General features: G+C 72.7%; 22 protein-coding genes. 9 read left to right on the forward strand and 13 right to left on the reverse strand.

Annotated features, from left to right (window positions below):
• Positions 1 to 2 precede the first annotated feature (2 nt).
• Positions 3 to 221, forward strand: a complete 219-nt coding sequence (locus AB0C04_RS21750) for a LuxR C-terminal-related transcriptional regulator (protein WP_357057396.1) — start codon at positions 3 to 5, stop codon at positions 219 to 221.
• On the forward strand, positions 218 to 1,666 hold the full coding sequence (locus tag AB0C04_RS21755) for a rhamnulokinase family protein (RefSeq protein ID WP_357057398.1): 1,449 nt from the start codon (positions 218 to 220) through the stop codon (positions 1,664 to 1,666). The genes AB0C04_RS21750 and AB0C04_RS21755 overlap by 4 nt, the downstream gene beginning before the upstream one ends.
• Before the next feature lie 31 nt (positions 1,667 to 1,697).
• On the opposite strand, the gene AB0C04_RS21760 is transcribed toward AB0C04_RS21755, so the two are convergent.
• From AB0C04_RS21760 to AB0C04_RS21805, 10 genes are all read right to left on the reverse strand, one after another.
• Positions 1,698 to 2,369, reverse strand: coding sequence for an FCD domain-containing protein (locus AB0C04_RS21760; protein ID WP_357057400.1), 672 nt, complete (start codon positions 2,367 to 2,369; stop codon positions 1,698 to 1,700).
• 42 nt (positions 2,370 to 2,411) lie between these two features.
• Entirely contained in the window at positions 2,412 to 3,263 is an 852-nt protein-coding gene (locus AB0C04_RS21765; protein ID WP_357057402.1) for an amidohydrolase family protein, read from the reverse strand.
• On the reverse strand, positions 3,260 to 4,270 hold the full coding sequence (locus AB0C04_RS21770) for an aldo/keto reductase (RefSeq protein ID WP_357057404.1): 1,011 nt from the start codon (positions 4,268 to 4,270) through the stop codon (positions 3,260 to 3,262). Before AB0C04_RS21770 ends, AB0C04_RS21765 begins: the two co-directional genes overlap by 4 nt.
• On the reverse strand, positions 4,267 to 4,602 hold the full coding sequence (locus AB0C04_RS21775; protein WP_357057406.1) for an L-rhamnose mutarotase: 336 nt from the start codon (positions 4,600 to 4,602) through the stop codon (positions 4,267 to 4,269). The genes AB0C04_RS21770 and AB0C04_RS21775 overlap by 4 nt, the downstream gene beginning before the upstream one ends.
• Before the next feature lie 51 nt (positions 4,603 to 4,653).
• Complete coding sequence (locus AB0C04_RS21780) at positions 4,654 to 5,679, reverse strand: ABC transporter permease (RefSeq protein WP_357057408.1); 1,026 nt, start codon at positions 5,677 to 5,679, stop codon at positions 4,654 to 4,656.
• Positions 5,676 to 7,142 (reverse strand): sugar ABC transporter ATP-binding protein, encoded by a 1,467-nt coding sequence (locus AB0C04_RS21785; RefSeq protein ID WP_357057410.1) that lies wholly within the window; start codon positions 7,140 to 7,142, stop codon positions 5,676 to 5,678. The genes AB0C04_RS21780 and AB0C04_RS21785 overlap by 4 nt, the downstream gene beginning before the upstream one ends.
• Positions 7,143 to 7,210: 68 nt before the next feature.
• A complete protein-coding gene (locus tag AB0C04_RS21790) occupies positions 7,211 to 8,260 on the reverse strand; it encodes a sugar ABC transporter substrate-binding protein (protein WP_357057412.1) in 1,050 nt (349 codons plus the stop codon).
• A 165-nt stretch (positions 8,261 to 8,425) separates the two neighbouring features.
• Positions 8,426 to 9,187, reverse strand: a complete 762-nt coding sequence (locus tag AB0C04_RS21795) for an SDR family oxidoreductase (protein ID WP_357057414.1) — start codon at positions 9,185 to 9,187, stop codon at positions 8,426 to 8,428.
• Positions 9,180 to 10,565 (reverse strand): L-fuconate dehydratase, encoded by a 1,386-nt coding sequence (locus AB0C04_RS21800; RefSeq protein ID WP_357057416.1) that lies wholly within the window; start codon positions 10,563 to 10,565, stop codon positions 9,180 to 9,182. Before AB0C04_RS21800 ends, AB0C04_RS21795 begins: the two co-directional genes overlap by 8 nt.
• The gene (locus AB0C04_RS21805) at positions 10,562 to 11,410 is read right to left on the reverse strand and encodes a fumarylacetoacetate hydrolase family protein (RefSeq protein ID WP_357057418.1); all 849 of its coding nucleotides are present in this window, start codon (positions 11,408 to 11,410) and stop codon (positions 10,562 to 10,564) included. The genes AB0C04_RS21800 and AB0C04_RS21805 overlap by 4 nt, the downstream gene beginning before the upstream one ends.
• A 301-nt stretch (positions 11,411 to 11,711) precedes the next feature.
• On the opposite strand from AB0C04_RS21805, the gene AB0C04_RS21810 reads away from it, so the two are divergent.
• The 4 genes from AB0C04_RS21810 to AB0C04_RS21825 all read left to right on the forward strand — a co-directional run bounded on the left by AB0C04_RS21810 (position 11,712) and on the right by AB0C04_RS21825 (position 17,985).
• Positions 11,712 to 15,098 (forward strand): glycoside hydrolase N-terminal domain-containing protein, encoded by a 3,387-nt coding sequence (locus AB0C04_RS21810; protein WP_357057420.1) that lies wholly within the window; start codon positions 11,712 to 11,714, stop codon positions 15,096 to 15,098.
• A 66-nt stretch (positions 15,099 to 15,164) separates the two neighbouring features.
• Positions 15,165 to 15,935 (forward strand): (Fe-S)-binding protein, encoded by a 771-nt coding sequence (locus tag AB0C04_RS21815; RefSeq protein ID WP_357057801.1) that lies wholly within the window; start codon positions 15,165 to 15,167, stop codon positions 15,933 to 15,935.
• 17 nt (positions 15,936 to 15,952) lie between these two features.
• Entirely contained in the window at positions 15,953 to 17,374 is a 1,422-nt protein-coding gene (locus tag AB0C04_RS21820; RefSeq protein WP_357057803.1) for a LutB/LldF family L-lactate oxidation iron-sulfur protein, read from the forward strand.
• On the forward strand, positions 17,356 to 17,985 hold the full coding sequence (locus AB0C04_RS21825) for an LUD domain-containing protein (protein WP_357057422.1): 630 nt from the start codon (positions 17,356 to 17,358) through the stop codon (positions 17,983 to 17,985). The genes AB0C04_RS21820 and AB0C04_RS21825 overlap by 19 nt, the downstream gene beginning before the upstream one ends.
• 13 nt (positions 17,986 to 17,998) lie before the next feature.
• Here the strand turns inward: AB0C04_RS21825 and AB0C04_RS21830 are convergent, their stop codons facing one another.
• Together AB0C04_RS21830 and AB0C04_RS21835 are read right to left on the reverse strand one after the other, a co-directional pair.
• Positions 17,999 to 19,003, reverse strand: coding sequence for a hypothetical protein (locus AB0C04_RS21830; protein WP_357057424.1), 1,005 nt, complete (start codon positions 19,001 to 19,003; stop codon positions 17,999 to 18,001).
• A gap of 153 nt (positions 19,004 to 19,156) precedes the next feature.
• Positions 19,157 to 20,749, reverse strand: a complete 1,593-nt coding sequence (locus AB0C04_RS21835; protein ID WP_357057426.1) for a GMC family oxidoreductase N-terminal domain-containing protein — start codon at positions 20,747 to 20,749, stop codon at positions 19,157 to 19,159.
• 159 nt (positions 20,750 to 20,908) lie between these two features.
• Here AB0C04_RS21835 and AB0C04_RS21840 point away from each other — a divergent pair, with 159 nt between their 5' ends.
• Positions 20,909 to 22,510 (forward strand): glycosyltransferase 87 family protein, encoded by a 1,602-nt coding sequence (locus AB0C04_RS21840; protein ID WP_357057428.1) that lies wholly within the window; start codon positions 20,909 to 20,911, stop codon positions 22,508 to 22,510.
• Between the two features lie 125 nt (positions 22,511 to 22,635).
• Positions 22,636 to 23,802, forward strand: coding sequence for a CapA family protein (locus AB0C04_RS21845; protein ID WP_357057430.1), 1,167 nt, complete (start codon positions 22,636 to 22,638; stop codon positions 23,800 to 23,802).
• Between the two features lie 4 nt (positions 23,803 to 23,806).
• Here AB0C04_RS21845 and AB0C04_RS21850 read toward each other — a convergent pair whose 3' ends face one another.
• Entirely contained in the window at positions 23,807 to 24,568 is a 762-nt protein-coding gene (locus AB0C04_RS21850; protein WP_357057432.1) for an FCD domain-containing protein, read from the reverse strand.
• 244 nt (positions 24,569 to 24,812) lie between these two features.
• Here AB0C04_RS21850 and AB0C04_RS21855 point away from each other — a divergent pair, with 244 nt between their 5' ends.
• Positions 24,813 to 25,994, forward strand: coding sequence for a sugar ABC transporter substrate-binding protein (locus AB0C04_RS21855; RefSeq protein ID WP_357057434.1), 1,182 nt, complete (start codon positions 24,813 to 24,815; stop codon positions 25,992 to 25,994).
• Positions 25,995 to 26,038: the final 44 nt, after the last annotated feature.

The raw sequence follows: 26,038 nt of genomic DNA on the forward strand, positions 1-26,038 counted from the left end.
AGATGAGGACGACGCCACCGGTGGACGATCCGATGCTCGGCGAGGCGGACCTGCGACTGCTGCGACTGCTCGCGACCGGCCTGCCGCTGGAGACGGTGGCGCGGCGCACCGCGCTCTCCGAGCGCACCGTGCGGCGGCGGGTGCGGGCCATCTGTGACCGGCTCGGCGTGACGACGCCGATCGAGGCCGTGGTGTGGGCGGCCCGGCGGGGGATGCTGTGAGCCTGCGCGTCGCCGCCGTCGACCTCGGCGCGTCCAGCGGCCGGGTCATGGTCGGCCGCGTCGACCCGGGCTCGCTGGAGCTCACCCAGGCGCACCGGTTTCCCAACGAGCCGGTGCGGGTCGGCGACTCCCTGCACTGGGACATCCGCGGCCTCTACCGAGGTGTGCTCGACGGCCTACGGGCCGCCGGGCCGGTCACCAGCATCGGGATCGACTCCTGGGCCGTGGACTACGGCCTGCTCGACGCCGCCGGCGAGCTGCTCGGCGACCCGGTGCACTACCGCGACCGGCGTACCGACGGGGTCGCCGAGCGGGTGGCGACGCGGCTGGGGGAGCGGCGGCTCTACGCCACGACGGGGTTGCAGCAGTTGCCGTTCAACACCCTCTACCAGCTCGCCGCCGCCGCCGGCACGCCACAGCTGGTGGCGGCGCGGTGGCTGCTGCTGATCCCGGACCTCATCACCTACTGGCTCACCGGCGCGATCGGCGCCGAGATCACCAACGCCTCCACCACCCAGCTCTACGACCTGCGCCGACGGGCGTGGGCCCGCGACCTGATGGCCGACGCCGGGATCCGCGCCGAACTGTTCCCGCCGCTGCGCGAGCCCGGCGCCCCGGTCGGCCCGGTGTTGCCCGGGCTGGGGCTGCCCGGCGAGCCCCGGGTGGTCGCGGTGGGCTCGCACGACACCGCGTCCGCGGTCGTCGGAGTGCCGGCGGCCGGGAAGCATTTCGCGTACGTCTCCTGCGGCACCTGGTCCCTGGTGGGGGTGGAGCTCGACGCGCCGGTGCTCGGCGAGCCGAGCCGGCTGGCCAACTTCACCAACGAGTCCGGGGTGGACGGCACGATCCGCTACCTGCGCAATGTGATGGGCCTGTGGCTGTTGCAGGAGTCGGTGCGGGCGTGGGGGAGCGTCGACCTGCCCACCCTGCTGCGGCAGGCGGCCCGGGAGCCGGCCTTCCGGTCCGTCGTCGACCCGGACGATCCGGCGTTCCTGCCGCCCGGTGACATGCCGGCCCGGATCGCCGACGCCTGCCGGCGGGCCGGCGAGCCGGTGCCGACCAGCCCGGCCGGCACGGTCCGCTGCGTCGTGGACAGCCTGGCCCTGGCGCACCGCCGCGCGGTACGCCAGGCGCAGCAGCTCTCCGGCCGGCACGTGGACGTCGTGCACGTGGTCGGTGGCGGCGCCCACAACGAGCTGCTCTGTCAGCTCACCGCCGACGCCTGCGGGCTGCCGGTGCTCGCCGGGCCGGTCGAGGCGACCGCGCTGGGCAACGTCCTGGTGCAGGCCCGGGCCGCCGGCGTCGTCGGTGGGGACCTGCCGGCGCTGCGGGCGGTGCTGCGCGAGACCCAGCAGATCGTGCGGTACGAGCCGCGCGGCGACCAGGCGGCCTGGCGGGCCGCCGAGGACCGGATGGGTGGGGTGCCGCTGCCGCGCTCGTCGTGACGTGCGCCGGCCTCCTGCCCGGCCCGCCCGGTCAGAGCACCCGGCGCAGCCACTGCTCCACGCCGGCGACGTGCACCGTGGCCCAGGACCGGGCCAGGTCGGCGTGCCCGGAGGCGACCGCGTCCAGGATGGCGGCGTGCTGTTCGCGGGTCTTGGCGACCGCGCCCTCCTGGGTGAGCCCCCGCCAGACCCGGGCCCGGGTGGTCGGCCCGGAGAGGCTGTCGAGCAGGGACGAGAGCACCTTGTTGCCCGCGCAGACGGCGATCAGCCGGTGGAACTCCAGGTCGTTGGCGACCAGCTCGTCGATGCTCGGATCGTCGCCGAGCCCGTCGAGCACGTCACGCAGCGCGGCGAGATCAGTTTCGGTCGCCCGCTGCGCGGCGAGCGCGGTCGCGGCCGGTTCGAGGATCCGCCGGACCTCGAGGAACTCCAGCACCGTGTCGTCGCGGTGGAAGTCGACGACGAAGCTCAGGGCGTCGAGCAGCAGCGCCGGATCCAGGCTCGTCACGTACGTCCCGTCACCCTGCCGGACGTCGAGGACCCGGATCAGCGACAGCGCCCGGACCGCCTCACGTAGCGAGTTGCGGGACAGCCCCAGCCGTTCGGCCAGGTCGGGTTCGCGGGGCAGGCGGTCGCCCGGGCGCAACTCGCCGGCGACGATCATCTGCTTGATCTTGTCGATCGCCTCGTCCGTGACAGCCACGTTCTCCCCCGCCTTCGTCCGTACCGCAGAGTATGAGACCGCTCAACGCCCGAGCCGGTAGGTCCGCACGGCGGTGTCGCCGAACACCGCCGCCCGATCCCCGGCCGACAGCGGCGGCAGCGCCTCGGTCAGGGCCGCCAGCACCGCCTGGTAGTCGGCGGCCAGTCGGCAGACCGGCCAGTCGGACCCGAACATCAGCCGGTGCGCACCGAAGCGGGCGAGGGCCTCGGTCACGAACGGGCGCAGGTCGGCCACCGTCCAGCGCGCCCAGTCGGCCTCGGTGACCAGCCCGGAGAGCTTCGCCGTGACGTTCGGCTCGGCGGCGAGCGCCGAGATCGGACCGGCCCACGCGGCCAGACCGGCGCGGCCGTCCCGGATCCGTGGTTTGCCCAGGTGGTCGAGGACGAATCGCAGCTCCGGCACGCCGCGGGCGGCCCGGGTCACGGCCGGCAGCTGGTCGTCCCGGACCACCACGTCGAGGGCCAGCCCGGCGTCGGCGATGGTGCGCAGGCCGTGCCGGACCTGCGGGCGGTCCAGGTAGTCCGGGTCCGTCTCGGCCTGCAGCTGCGGGCGCAGGCCGACCAGCAACTCGCCGCCGGGCAACCGCCGGTAGCCGGCGATGGTGTCGGCGAGCGCCGGGTCGGCGGGGTCGGCCCAGGCGACCACCCCGGCGATCGTCGGGGTGCGCCGCGCGTGGTCGAGCAGCAGGGCCGCCTCGTCGAGGTCGCAGCGGCCCCCCTCCACCAGGACCGTCCGGTCGACGCCGGCGGCCGTCAGCTCCGCCAGCAGGTCGTCGGGGCCGAACGAGCGTCGGATCGGGGCCAGCTCGGCCGCGTCCAACCACCGGTAGCCGTCCTCGACCCGCCACAGGTGGTGGTGCGCGTCGACGATCACAGCGCACCGACCGACGGGGCGGGCAGCGGCGCGTCCGGGCGGAGCAGCCCCGCGGTGACCAGCTCCGACCAGAACTCGTCGGCCGGGGGCGCCGCGGCCGACAGCGCGGCGTTGCGCCGGACCTGGTCCGGGTCGTGGGCGCCCACCACCACTGCCGCGACGGCCGGGTGCGCGGCGGCGAAGGCGAGCGCCGCGGCCGGCAGCGAGGTGCCGTGCCGGGAGCAGACCTCGGCGATCGCCCGGGCCCGGTCCAGCACCATCGCGGGCACATCGGCGTACTCGTAGGGAAGACCGGCGTGCGGGCGCGGCACGGCCAGCAGACCGCTGTTGAAGACGCCCGAGTTGAAGACCGAGACGCCGCGCTGCTGGCACTCGGGCAGCAGCGCATCGAGGGCCGGCTGCTCCAGCAGGGTGTACCGGCCAGCCACCATGACCGCGTCCACGTCGGTCTCGGTGACGAAGCGGTGCAGCACCTGCCACTGCTTCGAGCCGACGCCGATCGCGCCGACCACGCCCTGGGCCCGCAGTTCGTGCAGCGTCGGGTAGGCGTGCGCCAGCGCCGGCGCCTGGTGGTCCTCCGGGTCGTGGATCAGCACGATGTCGATCCGGTCGAGGCCGAGCCGGATCAGGCTCGCCTCCAGGGAGCGCCGCACCCCGTCGGCGGTGAAGTCCCAGACCCGCCGGTGGTCGGCGACGACGTCGAAGCCCTCGGGGTCGCGCCGGCCGGCCCCCGAGCGCTCCGGAACGAGCAGCCGGCCCACCTTCGTGCTGACCGTGTACTCCGGCCGGGGCAGGGCGCGCAGCGCGTCGCCGAGCCGGCGCTCGGAGAGCCCGAGACCGTAGTGCGGCGCGGTGTCGAAGTAGCGGATCCCGCTGTCCCAGGCGGCCGCCACGGTGGCGATGGCGTCGGCCTCACCGATCGGCGTGTAGAGGTTGCCGAGCTGGGCGCAGCCGAGACCGAGCCGACCCACGGTCACCTCCGACCGGCCCACCCGCACGCCGGTCATCGGATCTCCCCGTCCCGCTCGGCGGGCAGCGCCCACACCAGGGGCAGCCCCGAGTCGGTGCCCGAGTAGTCGTCCGGCACGTCGAGCAGCGGGGCCATTCGGGCCTGCCACGCCACGTTCGCCGGGTGCTCCCGCAGCGCGTGCCGCATCCGTTGGTAGTCCTCGACCTCGACCAGGTGGAACAGGTCCGGCCCGTCCCGCCAGATCCACCAGCCGTGCACCCCGGCGGTGCGGATCGCGGTCGCCAGCTCCGCCGGGATGCTGGCGTGGACGTCGTCGTACTCACTCTCGCTGCCCGGCCTGAGCCGGGTGTGCAGGGCGATCCGCTGCATGGGCGACGCTCCTTCCGTTGCCTGTCCGGGTCGCTGCTGGTGCGCGGCCGGCTAGTCCTGGGCCTTGCCGGAGGTGAGGCGGGCGAGGATCAGCGCGACCAGGATGATGCCGCCGTAGATGGCCTGGATCCACTGCGCGGACACCCCGCCGAGGGTCAGGATGTTGTTGATCAGGCCGAGGACGATGACGCCGCAGAGCGCGCCGAAGAGCGTCCCCTTGCCGCCGTCGAGGCTGATCCCGCCGATCACCGCCGCCGCGAAGACGGTGAAGATCATGCCGTCGCCCTGCGCCGCCGCGACCGAGCCCAGCCGCCCGGTCATCAGCAGACCGGCCAGCGCGGCCAGCAGGCCCCCGATCATCAGGACCGCCCAGACCACCCGGTCGGTGCGGATACCGGCGGCCCGGGCGGCGTCGGTGTTGCCACCGATGGCGTAGACGGACCGGCCGTGCCGGAAGAAGCCGAGCGCGGCGATGCCCACCACGAAGAGCGTGCCGCTGATCCAGATGGACGCCGGTACGCCGAGCCAGACCGCGCTGCCGAGGTAGAGCACCGAGGGTGGAATGTCGAAGAGGTTCTGCCCGCCGGTGATCCCGATCTGCAGACCGCGCAGCACGATCAGCATGCCGAGGGTGACGATGAACGCGGAGAGCTTGAACCGCAGGATCAGCAGGCCGTTGAAGGCTCCGATCGCCAGCCCGGTGAGCAGGCAGAGCACGATGGCCAGGCCGGCCGGCAGCTCGGTGCCCAGTCCGTTGCTGGCCGCCGGGATGACCAGCGCGACGGCAAGCGCCGGCGCCAGCCCGATCGTCGACTCCAGCGACAGGTCGAACTTGCCGGCGATGAGGATGATCGCCTCGGCGAGCACCAGCAGCGCCAACTCGGTCTGCTGCTGCAGCACGTTGGTGATGTTGGCGGCGCTGAGGAACACCGGGTCGATGAGCGCGCCCACCACGACGAGCAGGAGGATCGCGGGGACCAGCGCGAGGTCCCGCAGTCGGGCCAGCGGTAGCCGGCCGATACCGGGCCGGCCGCCGGTCGGCGTCGGCGGCTTGACGATGGTCTGGGTGCCGGTCACGGCTGCTCCACTCCCTCCACTGCGGCCACCAGCTCGGCGTCCGCCCAACCCCGGGACACCTCCCGGACCACCTGCCCGTGGAACATCACCAGCACCCGGTCACACGAGCGCAGGTCGTCCAGCTCGTCGGAGACGATCAGCACGCCGGTGCCCCCGGCCGCCGCCTCGGCCACGGCGCCCAGCAGCGACGCCTTGGAGCGGACGTCCACGCCCGCCGTGGGGCTCACCATGACGAGCGCCTTGGGTTCGTTGGCCAGCGCCCGGGCCAGCACGACCTTCTGGGCGTTCCCGCCGGAGAGGCCGCTGACCGGCTGGTGCGGTCCGTCGGTCTTGATGTCGTACGTCTGGATCATGCGCTCCGCCGCGGCGCGGCGCCGGGCGGGCGCGACGATCCCGCCGCGCCCGAGCCGGTCGGTGATCGGCAGCGTGGCGTTCTCCGCCACCGAGAGCAGCGGCACGAGACCCTCCCGGTGCCGGTCCTGGGGCAGGTAGCCGAGCCCGGCCGCGAGGGTGGCCGGGACGCTGCCCGGCTTCGGGGTGCTGCCGGCGATCGTCACCGTGCCGGAGTCGGCCCTGCGCAGCCCGGCGATCGTCTCGGCGAGGGCCACCTTGCCGCTGCTGCCCGAGCCGATCAGGCCGACCAGTTCCCCGGCCCGCACCGTCAGGTCGACGCCGTCGTAGTAGCCGGCCAGCCGCAGGCCGTCCAGGCCGAGCACCACCGGCGCGCTCGCCGGCACCGGCGGCCGGGCGGTCCCGGCGTCGAGCGTCAGGCCGCTGTCACCGGTCATCGCGGCGACCAGTTCGTCACGGGAGAGCGTCTGCACCGGCTGGGTGAGGATGTGCCGCGCGTCGCGCAGCACGGTCACCGTCTGGCACACCTCGTAGACCTCCTGCAGGTGGTGCGAGATGAACAGGAAGGTGACCCCGGCGGCCTGCAACTCGCGCATCCGAGCGAAGAGCCGCTCGATGGCGGCGGCGTCGAGCTGCGCGGTCGGCTCGTCGAGGATGATGAACGTGGCGCCGATGGAGAGCGCCCGGGCGATCTCGACGAGCTGCCGTTGCTCCACGGTGAGCGAGCCGGCGAGCGCCGCCGGGTCGACGTCCACCCCGTACCCGGCCAGCAGGTCGGCGGCGCGGCGGCGCAGGCCGCGCCAGTCGATCAGGCCACCGCCGGCCTGCCGGTTGAGGAAGAGGTTCTCCGCCACGGTCAACGCGGGGATGATGGTGGACTTCTGGTAGACGCAGGCGACCCGTTGCCGCCAGGCGCCGCGGTTCGCCAGCGCCGGGGCTGGCGCGCCGTCGAAGCGGATCTCCCCGCTGTCCGGCCGCTGCAACCCGGTCAGGATCGACACCAGCGTGGACTTGCCGGCGCCGTTGCGGCCGACCAGGCCGTGGGTCTCGCCGGCCCGGACGGCGATGCCGGCGGAGTCCAGCGCCACGGTCGCCCCGTACCGCTTGGACACGCCGCGGGCCTCCGCGGCCGGAGCCGTGGCCCCGGCCGCGGAGCTCGCACTCTGCTCGTGACTGGTCATCACTTGCCGATCTGGTTTCCCCAGAGCGCCGGATCGTCGACATTCTCCTTGGTCACCAGCGGTGCCGCGATCTGGTCCTCCAGGCCGTTGCCGATGTCGATGATGGTGCTGTCGTGGTCGGTCGGGCCGGCCTGGAACGTCTTGCCCTCGGCCGCCGCCTTCGCGTAGTAGAGCGCCCACTTGGCGTAGAGGTCGGCGGGCTGGGAGACGGTGGCGTCGATCTCGCCCTTGCGGATCGCCTCGAACTCCTGCGGGATGCCGTCGTTGGAGACGATGAAGATGTGCTTCGGGTCGGTCGGTGGGACCAGCAGGTTCTTCGACCGGAGCACCTGCAGCGTCGGCGCCAGGAAGACGCCGCCGGCCTGCATGTAGACGCCCTTGATGTCGGGGTGCTGGGCCAGGCGGGTCTGCAGCGCAGCAGCGGCCTTGGCACCCTCCCACTCGGTCGGCTCCTCGAAGATGGTGATGCCGGGGAACTTCGTCTTCATGCACTCGGCGAAGGCCTCGGAGCGGTCCCGGCCGTTGATCGAGGAGAGCGAGCCCTGGAACTCGATCACCTTGCCCTTGCCGCCCAGCTTCTCGCCCAGGAACTCGCAGGCCTTCTGCCCGTAGGCGCGGTTGTCGGCGCGCACGACCATGAAGACCTTGCCCTTGTCGGGGCGGGTGTCGACGGAGACCACCGGGATCTTGCGGTTGGCGAGGGTGTCCAGGGTGGAGGCGATCGCGCCGGTGTCCTGCGGCGCCATCACGATCGCCTTGGCGCCCTGGCTGGTCATCGCCTGCACGTTGGCGACGAGCTTGGCGACGTCGTTCTGGGAGTTGGTCGGTGACATCAGGTTGATGTCGTACTCGTCGGCGAACTGCGGGACGTACTTTGCGTAGGAGTTCCAGAAGTCGGAGTCGGCGCGGGGCAGGTCGATGCCGATCTGCGGGCTGGATCCGGCCTGGCCGCCCGTCCCGCTCGACGACGAGTCACCACAGGCGACGGTGCCCAGGGCGAGGATCGTGGCGACGGCGATCCCGATCGGGGTCCTGGCGGTATGTCTCACGGTGGTCCTCCATCCAGTGTGGATACGGTGAACGCTTCTCGGAGGCAAGCGGGAAACACGCTGTTAATACATCGGATGTCTATCAGTCGATCTAAGGCCCGGCAAGACCTGATAGCACGATTTTGCGGGACAGGCCAGATGAGATGGCCGTGGTACATCGGATGTTCAGCCCGAGGGCGGGGCGGGGCGCAGTCGTAGGCCGTGCATTCCGCCGTCGACGGCGAGCACGCTTCCGGTGGTCGCCGCGGCCAGCGGGCTCGCCAGGTAGGCGATCGCGGCGGCCACCTCGTCGGCGCTCACCAGCCGACCGGTGGGCTGACGGGCCCGCAGCGCGGCCAGCTCCGCCGCCGGGTCGTCCGCCGCGTCGAGCAGCCGGCGTACCCAGGGCGTGTCGGCCGTGCCGGGGTTGACGCAGTTCACCCGGACGCCCTCCCGCACGTGGTCGGCGGCCATCGCCAGGGTGAGCGCCTGCACGGCGCCCTTGCTGGCGCTGTAGAGCGCCCGCTGCGGCAGGCCGGCCGAGGCGGCGATCGAGCAGGTGTTGACGATCGCGGCGTGGGCCGAGGCGCGCAGGTGGGGGAGCGCGGCCCGGGTCACCCGGACGATGCCGACCACGTTGACGTCGAACACCCGGTGCCACTCCTCGTCGGAGTTGGCCTCCACGGTGCCGCTCGCCCCGATGCCGGCGTTGTTGACCAGGATGTCGATGCCGCCCAGTGACCGCGCCGCGGCGGCGACCGCGGCCCGGACGGCCGCGTCGTCGGTCACGTCGGCGGCCAACCCGAGCAGCGGCTCGGGTACGCCCTCCGGACGCAGGTCCAGACAGGCCACCCGCGCTCCACGGGCGGCGAGCAGCGTGGCGGTCGCCAGGCCGATGCCCGACGCGCCACCGGTCACCACCGCCGCCAGACCGGTGAACTCAGCCACGGTGCCACCCCGCCTCCGGCAGCGCCGATCCGGGCCGTCGCGGCTGCGGTGGCCGGGGGACCGGTTCCGGCGCCTCGGGCGTTCCGGTCGCCCAGACCGGGCCGTGCGGGTACGCGTACTCGCTCAGCGTCCGGGGCCGGATGGTGGCGCTGAAGCCGGGCGCGGTCGGCGCGACGTAGCGGCCCCGGTTGATCACCACCGGATCGACGAAGTGCTCGTGCAGATGATCGACGTACTCGATGACCCGGCCGCGCATCTCGCCGGCGACCGCCACGTAGTCGAACATCGCCAGGTGCTGGACCAGCTCGCAGAGCCCGACCCCGCCGGCGTGCGGGCAGACCGGCACGCCGAACTTCGCGGCCAGCAGCAGGATCGCGATGTTCTCGTTGACCCCGGCCACCCGGGTCGCGTCGATCTGCAGGTAGGAGACCGCGTCGAGCTGGAGCAACTGCTTGAAGAGCACCCGGTTGGCCACGTGCTCGCCGGTGGCGATCCGGATCGGCGCCAGCTCCCGGGCGATCGTGGCGTGCCCGACCACATCGTCGGGGCTGGTCGGCTCCTCGATCCAGTACGGGTCGAAGGGCGCCAGCTCGCGTACCCAGGTGATCGCCGTCGGCACGTCCCAACGCTGGTTGGCGTCGACCGCGATCGGGAAGTCCGGCCCGCAGGTCTGCCGGGCGATGGTCATCCGCCGGATGTCGTCGGCCAGGTCGGCGCCGACCTTCAGCTTGATCTGGCCGAAGCCGTCGGCCACCGCCTCCTTGCAGAGCCGGCGCAGCTTGTCGTCGTCGTAGCCGAGCCAGCCGGGTGACGTCGTGTAGGCCGGAAAACCGGCCGACAGCAGGTGCTCCTCGCGTTCGGCGCGTCCGGGTCGCGCCGCCCGCAGGATCTCCAGCGCCTCCTGCCGCGTCAACGCGTCGCTGAGGTAGCGGAAGTCGACGAGGTCGACCAGCTCCTCGGGGCTCAGTCGGCTCAGCAGCTGCCAGAGCGGCAGCCCCTCGCGCTTGGCCCGCAGGTCCCACAGCGCGTTGACGACCGCGGCGATCGCCATGTGCATGACGCCCTTCTCCGGGCCGAGCCAGCGCAGCTGGGAATCGTGGACCAGCTCGCGCCAGAGACCGCCCAGGTCGGCGAGGACCGCGGCCACCGGACGCCCCACCAGGTACGGACGCAGCGACGCGATCGCCGCCGCCTGGACGTCGTTGCCGCGACCGATGGTGAAGGCGAACCCGTGCCCCTCGTGGCCGTCACCGGCGTCGGTGCGGATCACCACGTAGGCGGCCGAGTAGTCCGGATCGGGGTTCATCGCGTCGGAGCCGTCGAGCGCCCGCGAGGTCGGGAACCGGATGTCGGCGATGTCCAGCTCGGTGAAGATCATGCCTGCCCCACCACCTGTCGCTGTCGGCCCAAGCCGTCGATCTCCACCTCGATCACGTCGCCGGCGGCCAGGTAGGGCTTCGGATCCGGCTGGCCGAGCGCGACCCCGGCCGGAGTGCCGGTGTTGATGACGTCTCCCGGGTGCAGCACCATGAACTGGCTCAGGTAGCGGACCACCTCGGCCACCGGAAACACCATGTCCTTGCTGGTGCCGTCCTGGCGCAGCACACCGTTGACCCAGAGCCGCAGCCGGAGCTGCTGCGGGTCGGGGATCTCGTCGGCGGTCACCAACCAGGGCCCGAACGGGTTGAAGGTCTCGCAGGACTTGCCCTTGTCCCACTGGCCGCCGCGCTCGAGCTGGAACTCGCGCTCCGAGACGTCGTTGGCGACGGCGTAACCGGCGACGCAGGCCATCGCCTCCTCGGTGCTGCCGAGATAGCGCGCCGGACGGCCGATGACCACCGCCAGCTCGACCTCCCAGTCGGTCTTGGTGCTGCCCCGGGGCACCAGGACGGCATCGTCGGGGCCGATCACCGTGTCGGGCGCCTTCAGGAAGACCACCGGCTCGGCGGGGAGCGGCGCGCCCGTCTCGGCGGCGTGGTCGCGATAGTTCAACCCGATGCAGACGATCTTTCCGGGGCGCAGCGGCGGGCCCACGCGTACGCCCGGGTGGTCGAGCACCGGCAGGTCGTCCATCGCGAGCGCAGCCAGCCGGCTCAGGCCGTCGGCCGCCAGGAACGCGGCGTCCAGGTCGCCGATCACCCCGCTGAGGTCACGTAGCCGTCCATCCTCGTCCAGCAGCGCCGGGGACTCCTGCCCCGGCGCGCCCACCCGCAACAGCCTCACCCGTCGCCCCCAGACCCCGTCTCGCAATGTGCCGGCAATACATCCGATGTCTATCAGGCCCTCGCGACGCTCCACAAGACCGCGGCCCGCATCTGGGCCGACTCCGTCGAAGGTGGACGCGGTGTCACGAGCGGTAGTCCCGAGGTGGGAAGGCGCGATCGATGAGATTGAGTCCTTGTTTCTCGAGGGTGTCCTTTGTAACCTCGTGCTCAAACATCGGAGGCATGCCGCAGGCGGTCGGTTCTCATGGAGATCGGCCCGCCAGGCTCCCGCTCGGCCCTCGGACGATCCGGAGACCCCCATGGATGACCCTCGCCGGTGGCGAGCCCCTCGTCGGCTGACCGCAGTGGCCCTGGTGGCCGTGCTGGCCGCGGCGCTCCCCGCCTGGTCCGCCCCTTCCCCGGCGGTCGCCACCACGAGCGCGCCCGCCGCGGCCGCCCAGGACCCGCTCACCCTCTGGTACGACGAACCGGCCGCCGACTGGGAGACCCAGGCGCTGCCGATCGGCAACGGCGCCCTCGGTGGAATGGTCTTCGGTCGGGTGGCGGCGGAGACGGTGCAGTTCAACGAGAAGACGCTCTGGACCGGCGGCCCCGGCTCGGCCGGCGGCTACAACTTCGGCAACTGGACCTCGCCCCGCCCGGGCGCCATCGAGGAGGTGCAGCGCCTGATCAACGAACGCGGCCGGCTGACTCCGGAGGAGGTGGCGAGCCGGCTCGGCCAGCCCAAGAGCGGCTTCGGCTCGTACAACACCTTCGGTGACCTGTCGCTGCGGCTCAGCCAGGATCCCGGCGCCGTCCAGGAGTACCGCCGCGAGCTGAACATCGGCCGGGCCGTCGCGACGGTCTCCTACCTCGACGACGGCGTGCGCTACACCCGCGAATACTTCGCCAGCCACCCCGACGGGGTGCTGGTGGTCCGCCTCGCCGCCGACCAGCCGGGCCGGATCGGCTTCACGGCCGGCGTCACCGCGCCGAACAACCGGTCCCGGACGGTCACCGCCAGCGGCGGCCGGATCACCTTCACCGGCGCGCTCAACGACAACAAGCTCAGGTACGAGTCGCAGATCCAGGTGAACGCGGAGGGCGGCGCCGTCACCGCCGGCGCCGACGGCACGGTCAGCGTGCGGGACGCCGACGCGGCCACCGTGGTCCTGGCCGCCGGCACCGACTACGCGGCGGGCTACCCGAGCTACCGCGGCGCCGACCCGCACCCGAGGGTGACCGCGACGGTGGACGCCGCAGCCCGGAAGACCTACGCCGAACTGCTCGCCGCGCACACCGCCGACCACCGCGCGCTCTTCGACCGGGTCCGACTGGACATCGGTCAGGTGATGCCCGACGTCCCGACCGACGACCTGCTGCGCGGCTACACCGGCGGTGGATCGCCGGGGGACCGGGCCCTGGAGGCGCTCTTCTTCCAGTACGGCCGCTACCTGCTGATCGCGTCGTCCCGGGCCGGCTCACTGCCGGCGAACCTGCAGGGGGTCTGGAACAACTCGACCAACCCGCCCTGGGACGCCGACTACCACGTCAACATCAACCTCCAGATGAACTACTGGCCGGCCGAGATCACCAACCTGTCGGAGACCACCGCGCCGCTCTTCGACTACGTCGACTCGATGGTGCCGCCTGGCCAGGTCACCGCGGCGCAGGTCTACGGCAACCGGGGCTGGGTGGTGAACAACGAGACCAACATCTACGGCTTCACCGGCCTGCACAACTGGGCCACCTCGTTCTGGTTCCCCGAGGCCGGCGCCTGGCTCGCCCAGCACTACTACCAGCACTACCAGTTCACGCGCGACGAGCGGTTCCTGCGCGACCGGGCGTATCCGATCATGAAGCAGCTCGCGCTCTTCTGGCTCGACGAGCTGGTGGTCGACCCGCGTGACGGCCAGCTCGTCGTCTCGCCGAGCTACTCCCCGGAGCAGGGCGACTTCACCGCCGGGGCCTCCATGTCGCAGCAGATCGTCTGGGACCTCTTCACCAACACCGTCGAGGCGGCCGGGATCGTCGGCGGCGACAACGCGTTCCGCAAGGAGCTGCGGGCCGCGCTCGACAAGCTCGACCCGGGCATCCGGGTCGGTTCGTGGGGGCAGTTGCAGGAGTGGAAGGAGGACCTGGACGACCCCGAGAACGAGCACCGGCACGTGTCGCACCTGTTCGCCCTGCATCCGGGGGCCCAGATCTCCGCGCTGGAGGACCCCGAGCTGGCCGCTGCGGCCCGGGTCTCGCTCGCCGCCCGGGGTGACGGCGGCACCGGCTGGAGCAAGGCCTGGAAAATCAACTTCTGGGCCCGGCTGCTCGACGGCGACCACGCGCACAAGATGCTCACCGAGCAGCTGCGGCAGAGCACCCTGGCGAACCTCTGGGACACCCACCCGCCGTTCCAGATCGACGGCAACTTCGGCGCCACCTCCGGCGTCGCCGAGATGCTCCTGCAGAGCCAGAGCGACAGCGTGCACGTCCTCCCGGCGCTGCCCACCGCCTGGCCGGACGGGTCGGTCAGCGGGTTGCGCGCCCGCGGCGACCTGACCGTCGACACGAAGTGGTCGGCCGGGGCCGCCACCGAGATCGCCGTCACCGCCGGGCGGAGCGGCGAGGTGAGCCTGCGCAGTCCGCTCTTCGCCGGACCGTACCGGCTGGTGGACGCCAGCACCGGCAAGCGGGTCACCGCGTCGCCGAAGGGTGAGCGGCTCACCTTCGCTGCGCAGAAGGGGCACCGCTACGTCGCCAACGCGCAGGTCGGCTTCGCCGTCGACGCGCCGCAGACGCTGGAGGTCGGCGAATCCGGGACGGTCTCGGTGACGGTCACCGCCGCGGGGAACCTCGCCCCGTCGACGCTGAAGCCGGACCTGCCGGCCGGCTGGAGCGTGCGCCCGGCGCGGTTCGAGGTGCCCCGGCTGCGCGCCGGCGACTCCCAGACATACCGGTTCACGGTCACGCCGACGGCGCAGGCCGCCCCGGGGCGCAGCCGGATCGAGGCGCGGCTGGTCGGCGACGGTTGGCGAGCCTCCGCCTGGACCGCCATCGCGCTGCCGGTCCCGCCGCCCTGCGCGCGACCCGACCCGGGCCACCCGCTCGTCGCCTGGGATCCCACCAGCGGGGACACGGTCGCCGACCGGTCACCGAACGGGCGCACCGCCACGGTGCAGGGCGGCGCGAACTACGTCACGGCCGGGCCGACCGGCAGCGCGCTGACGCTGGACGGCACCCGCTACCTGCGGACCGCCCCCACCACGCTGGGCTTCCTGGAGACCGCGACGTTCGCCGCCGAGGTCAAGGTGACCACCAGCGGCAGCTACCGGCGGCTCTTCGACTTCCAGCCCGGCGGCGACCCGGGCACCGACGGGGTGCTCATCGACCTCACGCCGAGCAACCAGGTGCGGTTCATCGGCGCCGGCGCCGGCGTCACCAGCAACGCCACCATTCCCGTCGGACGTCACGTCGACCTGGTGATCACCATGGACGACGCCGGCGCCATCGTGGTCTACGTCGACGGTCAGCAGGCCGGCACGGCCAAGGTCCCGGACGGCGGCATTCTCGGCTGCGCCAACCGCGAACTGCGGTTCGCGGCCGACCAGGACGGCGGGCAGCGACTCACCGGCGAGGTTGACCGGATGGCCATCCTGCCCGAGGCGCTCCTGGCCGACCAGGTCGCCACCTGGCAGACTCGTGCCTTCGGCTGACCCTCGACAGCGGACGGGTGACGTGGCGGCCCGACCGGCCGCCACGCACCGGATGGGCGGGTGACGATGCGGGTCGCGCTCTTCGTGACGTGTCTGGCCGACACGATGTTCCCCGCGGCGGCCAGGGCGACGGTACGGCTGCTCGAGCGGCTCGGGCACGAGGTGGTCTTTCCCGAGCAGCAGACCTGCTGCGGGCAGATGCACGTCAACACCGGCTACCTGGCCGACGCGGTGCCGCTGGTCCGGCGGCACGTGCGCACGTTCGAGCCGTACGACGTGGTCGTGGCGCCGTCGGGGTCCTGCGTGGGGTCGGTGCGCCACCAGCACGCGATGGTGGCCCGCCGGGCCGGCGAGGAGCGGTTGGCCAGCCGGGCCGAGGAGGTCGCGCGGCACACCTACGAGCTGTCGGAGTTCCTCGTCGACGTGCTGGGGGTGACCGACGTGGGCGCGTACTACCCGCACCGGGTGACGTACCACCCGACCTGCCACTCGCTGCGGATGCTCCGGGTGGGTGACAAGCCCCTGCGGCTGCTGCGGCAGGTCCGCGGCCTGGACCTGGTCGAGCTGCCGGCGGCCGAGCAGTGCTGCGGCTTCGGCGGCACCTTCGCGGTGAAGAACGCCGACACCTCGACGGCGATGCTCGCCGACAAGCTGCGCCACGTGCTCTCCACCGGCGCCGACGTGTGCGCCGCCGGCGACTCGTCCTGCCTGATGCACATCGGCGGTGGGCTGTCCCGGCTGCGCACCGGGGTGCGCACGGTGCACCTGGCCGAGATCCTGGCCGCCACGGAACAGACCGCCGTCGACGCGGCCGGCGCGACGGGGGCGCGACGGTGACCCGCACCTTCCTCGGCATGCCGGCGACCGCGCCACGCGGCGTGGGACACCTCCGCGGCGACGAGCCGTTCCCGGTAGCCGCCCGGCGGGCCCTCGCCGACCCGCAGCTGCGCCGCAACCTCGGGCACGCCACCACCACGATCCGCGCCAAGTCCGGCGCGGTCATCGGCGAAATGCCCGACTGGGAGCGGCTGCGCGCCGCCGGCTCCGCCATCAAGGCCGACGTGATGGCCCGCCTGCCGGAGCTGCTGGAGCAGCTGGAGGCCGCGGTCACCGTCGCCGGCGGCACGGTGCACTGGGCCGCCGACGCGTGGGACGCCAACCGGATCGTCACCGAGCTGGTGGCCGCGACCGGCAGCGACCGGGTCATCAAGGTCAAATCCATGGCCACCCAGGAGATCGGCCTCAACGAGGCCCTGCACGACGCGGGGATCACCCCGGTGGAGACCGACCTCGCCGAGCTGATCGTGCAGCTCGGCGACGACCGGCCCAGCCACATCCTGGTACCGGCCATCCACCGCAACCGGGCCGAGATCCGCGAGATCTTCCTGCGCGCGATGCCCGGCGTCGACCCGGCGCTGACCGACGACCCGGCGGCGCTGGCCGCCGCCGCCCGCCGCTACCTGCGCCAGACATTCCTGAGCACCCGGGTCGCGGTCTCCGGCGCCAACTTCGCCGTCGCCGACACCGGCACCCTCGCCGTCGTGGAGTCCGAGGGCAACGGGCGGATGTGCCTCACCCTGCCCGACACGCTGATCACCGTGATGGGCATCGAGAAGGTGGTGCCCACCTGGCGCGACCTCGAGGTGTTCCTGCAACTGCTGCCACGGGCGTCGACGGGGGAGCGGATGAACCCCTACACCTCCATGTGGACCGGCGTCACCCCCGGTGACGGACCGCAGGCCTTCCATCTCGTGCTGCTGGACAACGGGCGCAGCGCCGTCCTCGCCGACGAGGTCGGCCGGCAGGCGCTGCACTGCATACGCTGCTCGGCCTGCCTCAACGTCTGCCCGGTCTACCAGCGCGCCGGCGGGCACGCGTACGGATCGGTCTATCCCGGGCCGATCGGCGCCGTGCTCTCGCCCCAGCTCACCGGGGTCGAGGACAATGCCTCCCTGCCGTACGCCTCGTCGCTCTGCGGCGCCTGCTACGACGCCTGCCCCGTGAAGATCGACATCCCGGAGCTGCTGGTCCATCTCCGTGCCGAGCACGTCGCCGCCCAGCGTCGGCCGTCCGTCGAGTCCGTCGCGATGGCCGCCGCCGCGTACACCATGGACCACCCGGCGCTGTACGCGGCCGCGCAGCGCGCCGCGCGGCTCACCCGCCTCGCCGGCCGCCGCGGTCGCGGCCTGCCTCCGCCGCTCTCCGGCTGGACCATCGGCCGCGACCTGCCGGAACCCCCGGCGCATACCTTCCGTGAATGGTGGGCGCAGCGGTGAACCCCCGCGAACTCGTCCTGGCCCGGGTCCGCGCGGCCCTCGGCGCCACCCCGGCCGCACCCGCCGACATCGCCCGCGACTACCGGCCGGCCGGCGGAACCGTCGACCTGGACCTGCTGGTACGGCGGCTCACCGACTACCGGGCCACCGTGCACCGATGCGCCGACGACGCGGTTGCGCAGGTGGTGGACGCGATCCTCGGCGGCCGGCGGGTCGTCGTTCCCCCGGCGCTGCCTCGGCGGTGGCTGCCCGCCAGCGTCGCCGCTCTTGCCGACGACGGCCTCTCCGCGGAGCAGATCGCCGCCACCGACGGGGTGGTCACCGCTGCCGCCGTGGCCGTCGCCGAGACCGGCACGATCGTCCTCGACGGCGCCCCCGACCAGGGGCGGCGTGTCATCACGCTCCTGCCCGACGTGCACGTCTGCGTGCTGCGCGCCGACCAGGTGGTCGCCGGCGTGCCGGACGCGATCGCCCGGCTCGATCCGCGCCGCCCGCTGACCTGGATCAGCGGACCCTCCGCCACCAGCGACATCGAGCTCAACCGGGTGGAGGGTGTGCACGGCCCGCGCAACCTGCACGTGGTCATCGTCGGGGGCGGGCCGCCACCGTGACACCGCGGCGCGGTCAGCCCTGCTGAGCCGACTGCGGTCCGACGAGGTGCTGGTAGATCCGGTGCTGCGGGCCGCGGACGAAGAGACGCAGGTCGCCGCCGTAGCCGACGGCCGCCGGTCCCGACGCTGCGCCCAACCGGCCCGGCACCGCCGACCAGCCCGACCACTCCTGCGTGGTGAGGGTGTAGCGGGTCGTGCGGACGGCACCCGCGGCGCCCCGGGCGAAGAGGTGCAGGTCGCCGCCGTGCACGGTGACCGCGGGCGCGGAGGTGGCGCCGGCTCGGCCGGGCACCGCCGTCCAGCCCGACCACTCGTCCGTGGTGAGGGTGTAGCGGGTCGTGCGGACGGCACCCGCGGCGCCCCGGGCGAAGAGGTGCAGGTCGCCCCCGTAGACCGCGGCCGCGGGCGCGGACCTGGCGCCGGCCGAGCCCGGCACGGTGGACCACCCCGACCACACGTCGCCGACCAGGGTGTACCGGCTGGTGCGCAGGTCGCCGGCCACGCCTCGGACGAAGACCCGCAGGTCGCCGCCGTAGACCGCCACCGCCGGCGCCGACGCAGCGCCCGCCGAGCCGGGCACTGTGGACCAGCCCGACCACTCGCCGGTCACCAGGTTGTACCGGTTGAAGCGTAGGGTGCCCGCGCCGGCCCGGACGAAGACCCGCAGGTCGCCGCCGTAGACGGTGGCGATCGGCGCCGAGGTGGCGCCCGCCGCACCCGGCACGGTCGTCCAGCCCGACCAGGCTTCGGTCGTCGAGGAGTACCGGTTGGTCCGCACGCTGCCGCCGGCACCTCGGACGAACAGGTGCAGGTCACCGCCGTACACCACAGTGGCCGGTCGTGAGCGGGCCTGCGCCGGGCCCGGCACCGGGGTCCAGCCGGCGACCTGCGCCGCGTGGTGCCGACCACCGGCGTCCGCCGTCGCGCCGGCCGCCGTCGGGACCAGTACGGTCGCGCCGAGGACCAGCACGACCACGAGTAGGCGGTGAAGCCGCCACGCCAGAGAAGTCGGATGCATGGTGGCCCCCTCGTGAATGACGGCGCCGGCTCTCCGGCGGCCATCGACCGTCCTCGCCGCCTCATGTTCACCGTTCGGCAGTCATCTGTACATCCACCCGTCGTCGGCCTTCGCTGTCCGAGTCGCCATCGGCGGCTCGGGGCGAGCGCCCGCTCAGCCCGCGAGGATCAGATCGGCCGCGCGCCAGGCCACCGCCATCACCGGGGCGTTCAGGTAGCCGGATACCAGGACCGGCAGCACGGACGCGTCGGCGATGCGCAGCCCGTCCACGCCGCGCAGCCGCAGCCGCGGGTCGACCACGGACTCGTCGCCGGGCCCCATCGCGCAGGTGCCCACCGCGTGGTAGCCGCAGTAGCCGAGCGCCAGCCCGGCATCGATGATGTCGTCGTCGTCCTGCACCGCGGGGCCGGGCAGGGTCTCCATGGTGATCCGCTTCGCGATCGGCCCGGTGGCGAAGAGCTCCCGCATCCGCCGGAAGGCGGCGATCGCGACCCGACGGTCGTACGGGTCGCTGAAGTAGTTGGCCACGATCCGAGGTGGACGCTCCGGGTCGGCCGAGGTGATGGCCAGGCTGCCTTCGCTCTCCGGCCGGGTCACAGTGACCAGCCCCATCAGCCCCGACTCGCGCTCCAGCTCCAGCGCCTGACCGGGGCGGCGCGGCGCGGCCGAGAAGGGCGCCATCAACAGCTGCGCGTCCGGATGCTCGGCGTCGGGACCGGACCGGAAGTAGGCCCCGACGTCGTGCACCGGCAGGGCGAGCGGCCCCCGACGGGTGACCAGGTAGCGCAGCGCGGCCCGTCCCTGCCCGAGCGCGCCACTGAGCTGCGGGTTGTAACCACCCCGGGCGGCCAGCCGGAACTGCGCCGGCATCGGCCGGTGCTCCCGCATGCCGACGCCCACCCGGGGCCGGTCGAGCAGCACCGGGACACCGGCGTCGCGCAGCGTGTCGGCCGGGCCGATGCCGGAGACCTGCAACAACTGTGGCGTGGCGAGCGCGCCGGCCGTGAGGACGACCTCGGCGGCGGCCCCGTAGTCGACCGTCTGCCCGTCGCGGCGGGCGCGTACGCCGATCGCCCGGCCGCCCTCGACGAGCACCCGGAGCACCACGGTGCGCACCGCGACGGTCAGGTTCGGCCGGTCGCGGACCGGATGCAGGAACGCCTCGGCCGCGCTGCTCCGGCGTCCGTCGCGGATGGTCGCCATGACGTAGCCGATACGCTCGTCGTCGTCGGCGTTCAGGTCGTCGACCCGGCGCCAGCCCAGCTCCACCCCGGCGGCGATCGTCTCCTCGCAGAGCTCGTCCGTGCCGGTGGCGCTGGAGAGCCGCAGTGGGCCGCCGGCGCCGCGCACCTCGGACGCGCCGAACGGGTTGTCCTCCAGCTGCTTGAAGATCGGCAGCATGGTCTGCCAGCCCCAGCCGGGGTTGCCGAGGCGCTCCAGCGAGTCGTAGTCGAGCCGGTCGCCCCGGCCGTACACCATCCCGTTGATGGAGCTGGACCCGCCGACCAGCCGGCCGCGCTGCCAGACCTCCTGCTGCGCCGGCCCCACCTCGGCGGGGTAGTGCCAGGCGGTGCGGCGGTCGTCCATCAGCCGGCTGAAGCCCTTGGGAATGCGGACGAAGGGGCTGCTGTCCCAGCCGCCGGCCTCGATCAGCAGCACGCGGATCCCCGGATCCTCGGTCAGCCGGTTGGCCAGCACGCACCCGGCCGAGCCGGCACCGACCACCACGTAGTCGAATTCCTGCACTGGGCACCCCCGTCCGGTGGCACACACGCCACGCTCACCGTAGTTTGTTGATCACAGAACGGAAAGGGGCCGGCCACCTCCCGGTGGCGGGCCGGCACCACGCATGGTGGGTCCACGATGGACACCACGCACCGCCGTGCCGGCACCTATGCTGGTCCCGTGCGCGAGCGACGGGTTTCGCTGGTGTGGGCGGGCTTCGTCGCCGCCGCGTTGGTCTCCGTCGTGCTCGTCCTCCGGCGTGAGGACCGCCTCTCCGACCTGCACATCTACTACGGCGCGGTGGCTGACCTGCGCGCGGGGCACCCGCTGTACTCCTACGTCGCGGAGAACGGGGGCCCGTTCACCTACCCGCCGTTCGCGGCGCTGGTGCTCTGGCCGATCACGCTCGCCGCGGAGCCGGTGGTGCAGGTGTTCTGGCTGTTGACGACCTGCGCGGCGGTGGTCGCCGTCGCCGTGCCGGTGGGCAACACGTTGGTGCCCGGGCGATCCCGCCGGCCGCTGGTCGTGGCGGCCGTGGCGCTGGTGCTGATGCTCTCCGCCCCGGTCCAGAGCAACCTGCGCTTCGGCCAGGTCAGCATCTTCGTGGTGCTGCTGGCGCTGCTCGACGCCATGGGTGTCGTCCCACCGCGCCTGCGCGGGGTGCTCGTCGGGGTGGCGTCCGCGATCAAGCTGACCCCGCTGCTGTTCGTGGTGTACTTCCTCGCGGCCCGGCGCTACCGCGACGCCGCCCGGGCCATGGCGACGTTTCTGGCCTGCGCCGGGCTCGCCGCGGCCGTCCTGCCGGCCGAGAGCTGGACCTACTGGGCCGGGACGGTGGCGCAGACCCGCCGGATCGGCAACCTCGCGTCGCTGGGAAACCAGTCAGTGCACGGGATGCTGCTGCGCCTCGGGGTGGACGAGACGTCGCTGCCCCTGCTCTGGGTCGCCCTGGTGGCGGTGATCTGCGCGGTGGCGCTGCTGCGCGCGCGGCAGCTGGCGGCGCAGGGCCGTCCCGGGCACGCCGCGGTGCTCGTCGGCTGCGCCACCGTAGCCGCGTCGCCGGTCTCCTGGACCCACCACCAGGTCTGGCCGGTGTTGGCCGCGATGCTGCTGATCGGCACGTCCGGCGTGGCCCGCAAGGTCGCGGGGGTCGCGCTGCTGATCGCGATGACGGCGTCGCTGGGCGTGGTCCTCGATGCCGTCTCGCTACGGCCGGGGGTGCAGTTCCTCTTCGAGAACGCCCGCGCGCTCGGCGTCGTCGCACTCTGCCTGACAGGGTTCGGCGGGGTGGCGGTCGCCGCGGCCCGGACGAGACGCTCCGGGAGCACCGGACGCGCCTGGTTGCGCGTCGGGGTGGCGGTCGCGGCGACCGTCGCGTTCTTCGCCGTGCAGCCGCTGCCGGCGGGGGCGGATCCGACCTTCAAGGCGTACGCGCTCGACGACGTCGTCAACCCTCGGTACTTCTTCGTCTGCCGCAGCGCCGCGGCGTGCGCCTCCTTCGGCACCGGGGCGCCGGTCACCTTCGGCACCCGGCGGGAGAAGACGAAGGTGCGGGTGAACGGGGTGGTGTCGGCGAGCGTGGCGCGACTCGAGTACTACTCGGCCCCCGGCGGTTCGCCACGGGTCATACCACTGCTGACGGCATACCCGGGCACCCGGGTCTTCTCGTTCCGATCCGCGACGATGACGCACGGGCGCCTCGTCGCCTATGGCACTGACGGTCGGCCGATCAGCGTGTTCGACGACGAACTCGCTGCCGCGTTCCGCCCGGGCTCCAGGTAGGGAAGCCCGTCGGCGCCGCCGGCGGGTCCGGCCAGGACGGCCCTCGGCGGACCGCGGCGGTGGTGGCTCGGAGACTTTCGGCGTTCATGCCACGGCGCTGAAAGTGGGCGGCATTATGTCGTGTTATGAGAAGAAAGCCCGTCCTGGCGGTGCTGCTGGTCGCCGCGATGACGGCGGGCTGCGAGGCCACCGAGCGGCCGACGCCACGCACCGCTTCGTCTGCTCCGTCCGCCAGCGCCACCGCCCTCGAGCCGCCGCGGACCACGCTCACCGTGGTCGCGGCCGGCGACCTGCTGGTACATCCGGCGCTGAGCGAACAGGCCGCCGCGGACGCCCGGCGTGCCGGCCGCGACGGCCACGACTTCACCCAGGTGCTGGCCGCGGTCCGGGCCCGGGTGAGCGCCGCGGACCTGGGCATCTGTCACATGGAGACGCCGCTGGCCGAACCGGACGGCCCGTTCACCGGCTGGCCGGACTTCAGCGTGCCGCCGGAGCTGGCCGACGCGGCGGCCTGGGCCGGCTTCGACACCTGCTCCACCGCGTCCAACCACTCGCTGGACACCGGCGTCGACGGCATCGCCCGTACCCTGGAGAACCTGGACCGGGTGGGGCTGCGGCACACCGGCACGGCCCGCAGCGCGGCGGAGGCCCGGCGCCCCAACGTCCTGGACGTCGCCGGGGTGAAGGTCGCCCACCTGTCGTACACGGAGAGCTTCAACCAGATCCCGCTGCCGGCCGGACGGCCGTGGGCGGCCAACGCGATCGACGCCGACGCCATCCTGGCCGAGGCTCGGCGGGCGCGCGCCGCCGGCGCGGAGATCGTCATCCTGTCGCTGCACTGGGGCACCGAGTACCAGCACGAGCCGACCGGCGACCAGGCGGACCTCGCGCGCCAGCTGCTCTCCGCGCCCGAGATCGACCTGATCGTCGGGCACCACGTGCACGTGGTGCAGCCGTTCGAGAAGGTGGCCGGCAAGTGGGTCGCCTACGGCATGGGCAACCTGACGACCCGGTTCGCCGACGGCTCGCCGGAGAAGACCCAGGACTCGGTCGTCCCCCAGTTCACCTTCACCCGCACCGCGGCCGGCAGGTGGACGGTCACCGACGTGACGGTGGCGCCGACCTGGATGGAGTACCGGCCCCTCGCCCGGGTGGTCGACCTGAGCGCTGCGGCCGCCGCACCGACCTCGCCGGCCTGGCTCCGCGCCCGGTACGCCTCGATCATCCGGCGCATCGCCGGCTACGTGGACCAGCGCGGCGCCGTCGCCGCCGGGCTGCACATGCCGCACTGACCGGCTAGCGCCGCTCGGGCTCGCCGGCCTGCTCCCACAACGACCGCATCTCGTCGAACGCCTGCTCCATCAGCTGCACCATCGCCTGCCGGGCGCGCTCACCGTCGTGCCGCTGGATCGCCTGGGCGACGTCGGCGTGCAGCTGGAGGGCCTGCTCGTGCGGGTGGTGCGGCATGAGGTGATGCTTGTGCCGGCCGGTGAGCACCTCGGCGACGAGTTCCTGGAGCCGTAGGAACATTTCGTTGCCGGAGGCGAGCAGCACCCGGCGATGGAACTCGATGTCGAGATCGAGGAAGCGCTCCTCGTCGCCGGCCTTGCCGGCCGCCCACATCTTCGCCGCGAGCCCGACGAGGTCGCTCGCCTCGTCGTGACCGGCCCGACCGGCGGCCAGTTGGGCCGCGTGCGGCTCGACGGCGGTGCGTAGTTCGGTGATCGACCTGAGCTGCGCCATCCGACCGGCCGAGGCGAGCCGCCAGCGGATCACCTGCGGGTCGAAGACGTTCCAGGCGCTCGCCGGTCGGATCATCACCCCCACCCGGCGCCGGGTCTCGATGAACCCGATCGAGGCCAGCACCCGCAGCACCTCGCGGACGACCGAGCGGGACACGGCATAGCGCTCGACCAGCTCGTCGATGTTGAGCACCGCGCCGGGGGCCAGCTCACCTGCGCAGATGGCGGTGCCGAGGTGGTCGAGCACGCGTGCGTGCAGCCCGGACTCCACAGGGGTGGTCTGAGCGGCTGCAACCCCTAAGGAGGACCGTTCCACGCCAAGGATCATATCAGTTAGATCAACACCTTGAATAAGTCGGCTTTTTCGGCCTAGCATCCCGACGTTAAGCGGATGTAACACCGAGGTGGCGCCTCTCGACGGGGCAGCGACCACGACTGAAGGAGAGACAAGCGTGCGACGTCGATCGATAATCGGCACTTCTCTGGCCGTGGTCGCCGCCATGGGCCTGTCCGCCTGCGGTGGCGGTGGGGACGGCGGCGAGGGGTCGAAGACTCTTCGCGTGACGCTGGTGAACCACGTCTGGACGGAGAACATCAAGAAGGCCCTGCCGGAGTTCGAGCAGCAGTCGGGCCTCAAGGTCGAAGTCACCCAGCTCGGTGAGGACCAGCTCTCCGACCAGTACAACGTCAAGCTGAACGCCGGGTCCAGCGACATCGACGTGATGATGTACCGGCCGCTGCAGGAGGGGAAGCTGTTCGCCAAGAACAAGTACCTCGCCGACCTGAGCGAGAAGGCCAAGTCGGACAGCGCGTTCGAGTTCAGCGACTTCCAGGCCGGGCCGGTGCAGGCCACCACCTATGAGGACAAGGTGGTCGGGGTGCCGATCATCACCGAGCAGGAGGTCCTCTACTACCGCAAGGACCTGCTGCAGAAGTCCGGCTTCGCCGCCCCGCCGAAGACCCTCGACGAGCTCAAGGCGCAGGCCGCGAAGGTCGAGGCCGACAACCCGGGCGTCGCCGGCTTCGTCGCCCGCACCGGCAAGGCGGCCGCCGTCACGCAGTTCTCCAGCTTCCTCTACAGCTTCGGCGGCGACTTCGTCGACGGCAGCGGCAAGGCCACGGTCAACACCGAGCAGGCCAAGCAGGCGTACGCCTACTACGGCGGGCTGCTGCGCGACCACGGCCCGGACAACATCAGCACCGACATGAGCTGGTCGGAGGCGATGGCGATCTTCACCCAGGGCAAGGCGGCGTTCTACACCGAGGCCAACTCGCTCTACAAGAACGCCACCGACCCGGCCAAGTCCAAGGTCGTCGACACCGTCGGCTTCACGGCCTTCCCGGCCGGCCCGGCCGGCTCCAAGCCGTACAACATCCCCTCCTGGGCGCTCGGTGTCAACGACGGCTCGGAGAACAAGGACAACGCCTGGAAGTTCATCCAGTGGGCGGCCGGCAAGGAGCAGTCGCTGGCGCAGCAGAAGGCCGGCGTCCCGGGTGCCCGCACCTCCGTCTGGGCGAACCCGGAGAGCACCTCCACCCTGCCGAAGGACCTCGCCGAGGCCAACACGGCCAGCACCGCCAACGGCGTCGGGCACGACCGCCCGCTGGTGGTGAAGGTGGCCGAGGCGCGCGAGATCGTCGGCCAGCCGATCGTCGACGCGATCACCGGCAAGGACGCGGCCGCCTCCGCGGACGCGGCCAACGAGGCGTTCCAGAAGTTCCTCGACGACGAGGCGAAGTAACCCGAGCGTTGGGCGGCGACGCCGGTCGGCGCCGCCGCCCCGCC

The organism is Micromonospora sp. NPDC048909 (assembly GCF_040649635.1).
Lineage (GTDB): Bacteria > Actinomycetota > Actinomycetes > Mycobacteriales > Micromonosporaceae > Micromonospora.

Excerpts from the sequence above, each read along its gene's own strand:
- AB0C04_RS21750 (WP_357057396.1), top strand. The coding sequence starts at position 3 with ATGAGGACGACGCCACCGGTGGACGATCCGATGCTCGGCGAGGCGGAC.
- AB0C04_RS21770 (WP_357057404.1), bottom strand. The coding sequence starts at position 4,270 with ATGACCGGCGTGCGGGTGGGCCGGTCGGAGGTGACCGTGGGTCGGCTC.
- AB0C04_RS21775 (WP_357057406.1), bottom strand. The coding sequence starts at position 4,602 with ATGCAGCGGATCGCCCTGCACACCCGGCTCAGGCCGGGCAGCGAGAGT.
- AB0C04_RS21800 (WP_357057416.1), bottom strand. The coding sequence starts at position 10,565 with ATGATCTTCACCGAGCTGGACATCGCCGACATCCGGTTCCCGACCTCG.
- AB0C04_RS21810 (WP_357057420.1), top strand. The coding sequence starts at position 11,712 with ATGGATGACCCTCGCCGGTGGCGAGCCCCTCGTCGGCTGACCGCAGTG.
- AB0C04_RS21815 (WP_357057801.1), top strand. The coding sequence starts at position 15,165 with ATGCGGGTCGCGCTCTTCGTGACGTGTCTGGCCGACACGATGTTCCCC.
- AB0C04_RS21820 (WP_357057803.1), top strand. The coding sequence starts at position 15,953 with ATGCCGGCGACCGCGCCACGCGGCGTGGGACACCTCCGCGGCGACGAG.
- AB0C04_RS21825 (WP_357057422.1), top strand. The coding sequence starts at position 17,356 with ATGGTGGGCGCAGCGGTGAACCCCCGCGAACTCGTCCTGGCCCGGGTC.
- AB0C04_RS21830 (WP_357057424.1), bottom strand. The coding sequence starts at position 19,003 with ATGCATCCGACTTCTCTGGCGTGGCGGCTTCACCGCCTACTCGTGGTC.
- AB0C04_RS21845 (WP_357057430.1), top strand. The coding sequence starts at position 22,636 with ATGAGAAGAAAGCCCGTCCTGGCGGTGCTGCTGGTCGCCGCGATGACG.